Origin of the sequence: Kineococcus indalonis, assembly GCF_009906395.1 — a bacterium.
Lineage (GTDB): Bacteria > Actinomycetota > Actinomycetes > Actinomycetales > Kineococcaceae > Kineococcus > Kineococcus indalonis.
Genome location: NZ_JAAALM010000210.1, coordinates 1 through 6,405, shown reverse-complemented (window position 1 = coordinate 6,405; position 6,405 = coordinate 1). Strand labels below are relative to the sequence as shown.

The following is a 6,405-nucleotide window of genomic DNA, read 5'->3' as shown; positions in this document are numbered from 1 at the left end:
GTACCGGCCCCGCGGCACCCCCCGCGAACGCCTGCAGGCGCAGGTCCTCGACCTCGTGCGCGACCTCGGCGCGCAGGGGCAGCGCGTCGCCGACGACTTCGCCGGCCGCCGGGGCCTGCACCCCACGGACATGCGCGCCCTGCTGCACGTCATGCGCCGCGAGGGCGAGGGCGACCCGATGACCACCGGCGAGCTGGCGGCGGCCCTCGGCCTCACCTCCGGCGCCGCCACCGGCGTCGTGGACCGGCTGGAGCGCGCCGGGCACCTGCGCCGCGAGCGCGACACCGCCGACCGCCGCAAGGTGCACCTGCGCTTCGGCGAGCACGGCGCCGCCGTCGCCGTGGAGTTCTTCGGCCCGCTCGGCCGGCGCAGCGACGAGCTGATGGCCCGCTACGACGACGCCGAGCTGGAGGTCGTGCGCCGCTTCCTGACCGACATGACCGCCGCCCTGGAGGCCCACCGCGCCGACGGCTGACGCACCGCCGGCGCGGCCCGGCCCCCGGGCCCGCGGGTCCCGCCTCAGGCCGTGGCGACGGGCGCGCCGGCGACCGGCGCGCCGCTCAGCTCGGCGGCGCCCGGGTCGAGGGTGCGCAGGTCGCCGGCGCGCGCCCCGGCCGGCACGACGACGACGGGCACGTGCGCGCGGTGCAGCACGGCGCGGCTGGTCGAGCCCAGCAGGGCCGAGCGCAGCGCGCCGTGCCCGCCGACGCCGACGACCAGCAGGGCGGCGTCGCGGGATCGCTCCACGAGCACGTCGGAGGCGAAGGCGTCGACCACGACGGCGACCTCCACCGCCAGGCCGTGCTCGCGCCGCAGCGGCTCCACGGCCGCCTCCACGAGCGCGCGCACCCGCGCGCGGGCCGCGCGCCGGGCCGCCAGGTGCACCTCGGGGTCGGTGACGGCCAGGTGGTCCACCGGCAGGTGGGTGGTGCGCACCACCCGCAGCGCCTGCCCGCGCAGCGCCGCCTCGGCCGCGGCCAGCTCCAGCGCGGCGAGGGAGGCGGCGGAGCCGTCGAAGCCGACCACGACGCCGCGGGCCCACGGGACGGGGTCGCCGCCCACCGCCACGGCCGGGCACGGCGCGTGCTGCGCCAGCGCCAGGGCCGTGGAGCCCGGGCGCCCGGAGCGCCGGCCCAGCCCGGTCACGACGAGGTCGGCGTCCCCGGACGCCCCCAGCAGCACCGCGCGCACCGTGCCGCGCTCGACGGAGGAGCGCACCGGCACCGCGGGGGCACCGGTGCGCACGACCTCCTCGGCGCGCTGCAGCGCCCGGCGCGCGCGCTGCTCGGTGACGGCGGCGTCGCGCGGCGGCGGCGGGGGCGCCGCCCCCAGCCCGTCCGCCCACAGCCCGGCCGGGCCCACCCCGGCCGCGTCCTCGTGCGGCACGGCGTGCACGAGGTGCACGTGAGCGCCCCGGCGTGCGGCCTCGGCGGCGGCCCACCGCAGGGCCGGCGCGGCCGCGCCGGCCTCGTCGACGCCCACGACGATCGTCCTGGTCCCGGTCCTGCTGTCCACGGCTCCTCCTCGGCGGTCGCCGGCCCCCTCGCGCGGTCCTCCCGGCCGCGACGCGAGGCCCCGGCACCCCCATGGTGCGCCGCGCGGGCGCCGGGCGGTAGGGGGCGGACCCGGGAACGCCTCCGCGGACGGCGCGGACGGCGCGGATGGCGCGGACGCCGGAGGGGCCGGACCCGGCGCTGGTGCGCCCGGTCCGGCCCCTCCCGGGTGTGCGCGCCGCGGGTCCGTCGGGTGTGGTCACGACGGGCCCGCGGCGCAGATCAGAACTCCCAGTCCTCGTCCTCGGTGGCCACGGCCTTGCCGATGACGTAGCTGGACCCGGAGCCGGAGAAGAAGTCGTGGTTCTCGTCGGCGTTCGGGGACAGCGCGGACAGGATCGCGGGGTCCACCCTCGCGGTGTCGGCGGGGAACATGCCCTCGTAGCCGAGGTTCATGAGCGCCTTGTTGGCGTTGTAGTGCAGGAACGTGCGGACGTCGTCGGTGAGCCCGACGTTGTCGTAGAGGTCCGCGGTGTACTTGCACTCGTTGTCGTACAGCTCGAAGAGCAGGTCGAAGGTGTAGTCCTTCAGCTCGTCCCGCTTGGCCTGGTCCACCAGCTCCAGGCCGCGCTGGTACTTGTAGCCGATGTAGTACCCGTGCACGGCCTCGTCGCGGATGATGAGCCGGACGAGGTCGGCGGTGTTCGTCAGCTGCGCGCGCGAGGAGAAGTGCATCGGCAGGAAGAAGCCGGAGTAGAAGAGGAAGGACTCCAGCAGCGTGGAGGCCACCTTCCGCTTCAGCGGGTCGTCGCCGTGGTAGTACTCCAGGACGATCGAGGCCTTGCGCTGCAGCGCCTCGTTGTCCTCCGACCAGCTGAACGCCTCGTCGATGGCCTGCGTCGAGGCCAGCGTGGAGAAGATCGAGGAGTAGCTGCGGGCGTGCACCGACTCCATGAACGCGATGTTCGTGTAGACGGCCTCCTCGTGGGGGGTCAGCGCGTCCGGGATGAGCGAGACGGCCCCCACCGTGCCCTGGATGGTGTCCAGCAGGGTCAGGCCGGTGAACACCCGCATCGTCAGCTGCTTCTCGGCGGCCGACAGCCGCGCCCACGACTGCACGTCGTTGGACAGCGGCACCTTCTCCGGCAGCCAGAAGTTGCTCGTGAGGCGGTTCCAGACCTCCAGGTCCTTCTCGTCCTGCACGCGGTTCCAGTTGATCGCGTTCACGCGATCGATGAGCTTGACCTTCTCCACCATCTCGTCCTCGTCCCTCGCCTGCTCGCCCCGTCGTCCGGCCGCCGTCCCGCCGCTGCTCACAGCATGCAGCTGACGCAGCCCTCGACCTCGGTGCCCTCCAGCGCCATCTGGCGGATGCGCACGTAGTAGATCGTCTTGATGCCCTTGCGCCACGCGTAGATCTGCGCGCGGTTGACGTCGCGGGTGGTGGCGGTGTCCTTGAAGAACAGCGTCAGCGACAGGCCCTGGTCGACGTGCTGGGTGGCCGCGGCGTACGTGTCGATGATCTTCTCGGGACCGATCTCGTACGCGTCCTCGTAGTACTCCAGGTTGTCGTTCGTCATGAACGGCGCCGGGTAGTAGACGCGGCCGAGCTTGCCCTCCTTGCGGATCTCGATCTTGGAGGCGATCGGGTGGATCGAGGAGGTGGAGTTGTTGATGTAGCTGATGGACCCGGTGGGCGGCACCGCCTGCAGGTTCTGGTTGAAGATGCCGTGCTCCACCACGGAGGCCTTCAGCGCGCGCCAGTCCTCCTGGGTGGGGATCGCGATGCCGGCCTTGGCGAACAGCCCGGCGACGCGCTCGGTGGCCGGCGCCCACTCCCGCTCGGTGTACTTGTCGAAGAAGCTGCCGTCGGCGTAGGCGGAGCGCTCGAAGCCCTCGAACGTCGTGCCGGTCTCGATGGCGATCTCGTTGGAGGCCCGCAGCGCGTGGAAGAGCACCGAGTAGAAGTAGATGTTCGTGAAGTCGATGCCCTCCTCGCTGCCGTAGTGGACCCGCTCGCGGGCCAGGTAGCCGTGCAGGTTCATCTGGCCCAGGCCGATGGCGTGCGAGCGCGAGTTGCCGTGGGCGATGGAGGGCACGGAGCGGATGTCGCTGGCCACCGACACGGCGGTGAGCGCGCGCACCGCGGTGCCGACGGTGCGGCCGAGGTCGCCGCCGTCCATGGCCAGGGCGATGTTCAGCGAGCCGAGGTTGCAGGAGATGTCCTTGCCGACGACCTCGTAGCCGAGGTCCTCGCCCAGCCGGCTGGGGGTGTTGACCTGCAGGATCTCCGAGCACAGGTTCGACATGTTGATGCGGCCGTCGATCGGGTTGGCCCGGTTCACCGTGTCCTCGAACACGACGTAGGGGTAGCCCGACTCGAACTGCAGCTCGGCGAGGGTCTGGAAGAAGTCGCGGGCGTTGATCTGCGTCTTCTTGATGCGCGGGTCCGCGACCATCTCGCGGTACTTCTCGCTCACCGCGACGTCGCCGAACGGCACGCCGTAGACGCGCTCGACGTCGTAGGGGGAGAACAGGTGCATCGGCTCGTTGTTCTTGGCGAGCTCGAAGGTGATGTCGGGGACGACGACGCCGAGGCTGAGGGTCTTGATGCGGATCTTCTCGTCGGCGTTCTCGCGCTTGGTGTCCAGGAACCGCATGATGTCGGGGTGGTGCGCCGAGAGGTACACCGCGCCCGCGCCCTGGCGCGCACCGAGCTGGTTGGCGTAGGAGAAGGAGTCCTCCAGCAGCTTCATCACGGGGATGACGCCGGAGGACTGGTTCTCGATGCGCTTGATGGGCGCGCCGTACTCGCGGATGTTGCTCAGCAGCAGCGCCACGCCGCCGCCGCGCTTGGACAGCTGCAGGGCGGAGTTGATGCCGCGGCCGATGGACTCCATGTCGTCCTCGATGCGCAGCAGGAAGCAGGAGACCAGCTCGCCGCGCGAGGCCTTGCCCGCGTTGAGGAAGGTGGGGGTGGCCGGCTGGAAGCGGCCGCTGACGATCTCGTCGAGGATCGCGGTGGCCAGCGCCTCGTCGCCGGCGGCGAGGGTGAGGGCGGTCATCACGGCGCGGTCCTCGAAGCCCTCGAGGTACTGCTTGCCGTCGAAGCTCTTCAGCGCGTAGCTGGTGAAGAACTTGAAGGCGCCCAGGAAGGTGGCGAAGCGGAACCTCGCGGCGTGGGCGCGGTCGGTCAGCTCGCGCACGAAGGCGCGCGGGTAGCGGTCCAGCACGGCCGCCTCGTAGTACCCCTCGGCGACGAGGTGGTCCAGGCGGGCCTCGAAGCTGGCGAAGACCGGGGTGCTGGGGATGACGTGCTGCAGGAAGTACTGCCGGGCCGCCTCGCGGTCCGCGTCGAACTGGATGCGCCCCTGCGCGTCCCAGAGGTTCAGCATCGCGTTGAGCGAGTGGAAGCCCGGGGAGGCCTGCGCCTGGGCCGGGACGGCGCCGGTGGCCTCGGGGGCGGCGGGGGTGAGGGTCACAGCGTGTCCAATCCGTCGCGGACGCGACGCACGTCCTCGGGGGTGCCGAAGAGCTCGAAGCGGTACAGGAGGGGCACGCGGCACTTGGCGGCGACGACGTCGCCGGCCACGGCGTAGTGGGCCCCGAAGTTGGTGTTGCCGGCCCCGACCACGCCCCGCAGGAGGGCGCGGTTGGCCGGGTCGTTCAGGAAGCGGATCACCTGCTTGGGCACCGCCCCGGCGCCGTCACCGCCGCCGTAGGTGGGCACGATGAGGACGTAGGGCCGGCTGACGCTCAGGTGCTCCTCGCGCGGGCGCAGGGGGATCCGCCGCGCCGCCACCCCCAGCTTCTCCACGAAGCGGTGGGTGTTGCCGGACACGCTCGAGAAGTAGACGACGTCGAGCGGCACGGCGTGGCCTCAGGAGACGGCGGCGAAGCGGTCCGCGAGGGCGTCGATGCGGTCGGGGCGGAAGCCCGACCAGTGCTCGTCGCCGCTGACCACGACGGGGGCCTGGACGTGGCCCAGGGCGCGCACCGCCTGCAGGGCCTGCGCGTCGCTGGTGACGTCGACGACCTCGTAGGAGAGGCCCTTGCGGTCGAGCGCGCGGTAGGTCGCCTTGCACTGCACGCAGGAGGGCGTGCTGTAGACGGTGATGCTCATGGGGTGGTCCTTCCCTCGGGTGCCAGGCCCGGCGTGCTGGGGTGAGTCAGACACTACCCCTAGGGGCCGACACCGCAAGGCACCACAAGATGGTGTGTCACATCCGTGTGATTTCCCCAGGCTGTGGACGGGGTGGACGACGGGGTCCCGCACGCCCGTGACCTGCGGAATCGCTTCGCGGGGGGTGTGGGGAACGTGTGGATGATCAACGCAAAGTTACAATCCGATCACGCGCCGTCGGCGTGTCGCGGCGGACGGGTGGTGCGCGCGGGCGGGCCTCAGCAGCGGCGGTTCGCCAGCACCGGCAGCACCTCGCGCGCCCGCCGCACCTCCTCCGGGTCCAGGTCCACCACCAGGCGGCCCGGCTCGCCGCCCAGCTGCGCCAGCACCTGCCCCAGCGGGCCCACCGCGCGCGAGCGCCCCACCCCCAGGGGCGCCGCCGAGGGCGCGCCCGGGTCGGCCTGGCCGCAGGCCAGCACGAAGCAGGTGCTGTCCAGCGCCCGGGCGCGCGTGAGCAGCTCCCACTGCTCCACCTTGCCCGGGCCGGCGCCCCACGAGGCCGCCACGACCACCACCGAGGCCCCCCGCTCGGCCAGCGCCGTGAACAGCCCCGGGAAGCGCACGTCGTAGCAGGTGGCCAGCCCCACGCCCACGCCGTCGACGTCCACCACCACCGGCCCTCGGCCCGCCTCGACGGTGTCGGACTCGGCGAAGCCGAAGGCGTCGTACAGGTGGACCTTGTCGTAGGAGGCGCGCACGCCCGCCCCGCGCACCAGCAGGGTGTTGCGC

7 protein-coding genes are annotated in these 6,405 nt (G+C 72.7%); 1 reads left to right on the top strand and 6 read right to left on the bottom strand.

Annotated elements, in window-relative coordinates; genetic code table 11:
* On the top strand, positions 1–475 hold a 475-nt coding region (locus GTR00_RS11525; protein ID WP_166611764.1), incomplete at its 5' end, for a MarR family winged helix-turn-helix transcriptional regulator.
* Between the two features lie 44 nt (positions 476–519).
* Here GTR00_RS11525 and GTR00_RS25785 read toward each other — a convergent pair.
* From GTR00_RS25785 to GTR00_RS11495, 6 genes are all read right to left on the bottom strand, one after another.
* Positions 520–1,515 (bottom strand): universal stress protein, encoded by a 996-nt coding sequence (locus GTR00_RS25785; protein WP_166611763.1) that lies wholly within the window; start codon positions 1,513–1,515, stop codon positions 520–522.
* Positions 1,516–1,775: 260 nt separating this feature from the next.
* Complete coding sequence (gene nrdF, locus GTR00_RS11515; protein WP_166611765.1) at positions 1,776–2,750, bottom strand: class 1b ribonucleoside-diphosphate reductase subunit beta; 975 nt, start codon at positions 2,748–2,750, stop codon at positions 1,776–1,778.
* 56 nt (positions 2,751–2,806) lie between these two features.
* On the bottom strand, positions 2,807–4,975 hold the full coding sequence (nrdE, locus tag GTR00_RS11510; protein ID WP_166611762.1) for a class 1b ribonucleoside-diphosphate reductase subunit alpha: 2,169 nt from the start codon (positions 4,973–4,975) through the stop codon (positions 2,807–2,809).
* Complete coding sequence (gene nrdI, locus GTR00_RS11505) at positions 4,972–5,364, bottom strand: class Ib ribonucleoside-diphosphate reductase assembly flavoprotein NrdI (RefSeq protein ID WP_166611761.1); 393 nt, start codon at positions 5,362–5,364, stop codon at positions 4,972–4,974. The genes nrdE and nrdI overlap by 4 nt, the downstream gene beginning before the upstream one ends.
* Before the next feature lie 9 nt (positions 5,365–5,373).
* Positions 5,374–5,616, bottom strand: a complete 243-nt coding sequence (gene nrdH, locus GTR00_RS11500; protein ID WP_166611760.1) for a glutaredoxin-like protein NrdH — start codon at positions 5,614–5,616, stop codon at positions 5,374–5,376.
* Between the two features lie 278 nt (positions 5,617–5,894).
* On the bottom strand, positions 5,895–6,405 hold a 511-nt coding region (locus tag GTR00_RS11495), incomplete at its 5' end, for a nitrilase-related carbon-nitrogen hydrolase (RefSeq protein ID WP_276610151.1).

Coding starts and splice junctions, on each gene's coding strand:
- nrdF (WP_166611765.1), bottom strand. CDS start 2,750: ATGGTGGAGAAGGTCAAGCTCATCGATCGCGTGAACGCGATCAACTGG.
- nrdH (WP_166611760.1), bottom strand. CDS start 5,616: ATGAGCATCACCGTCTACAGCACGCCCTCCTGCGTGCAGTGCAAGGCG.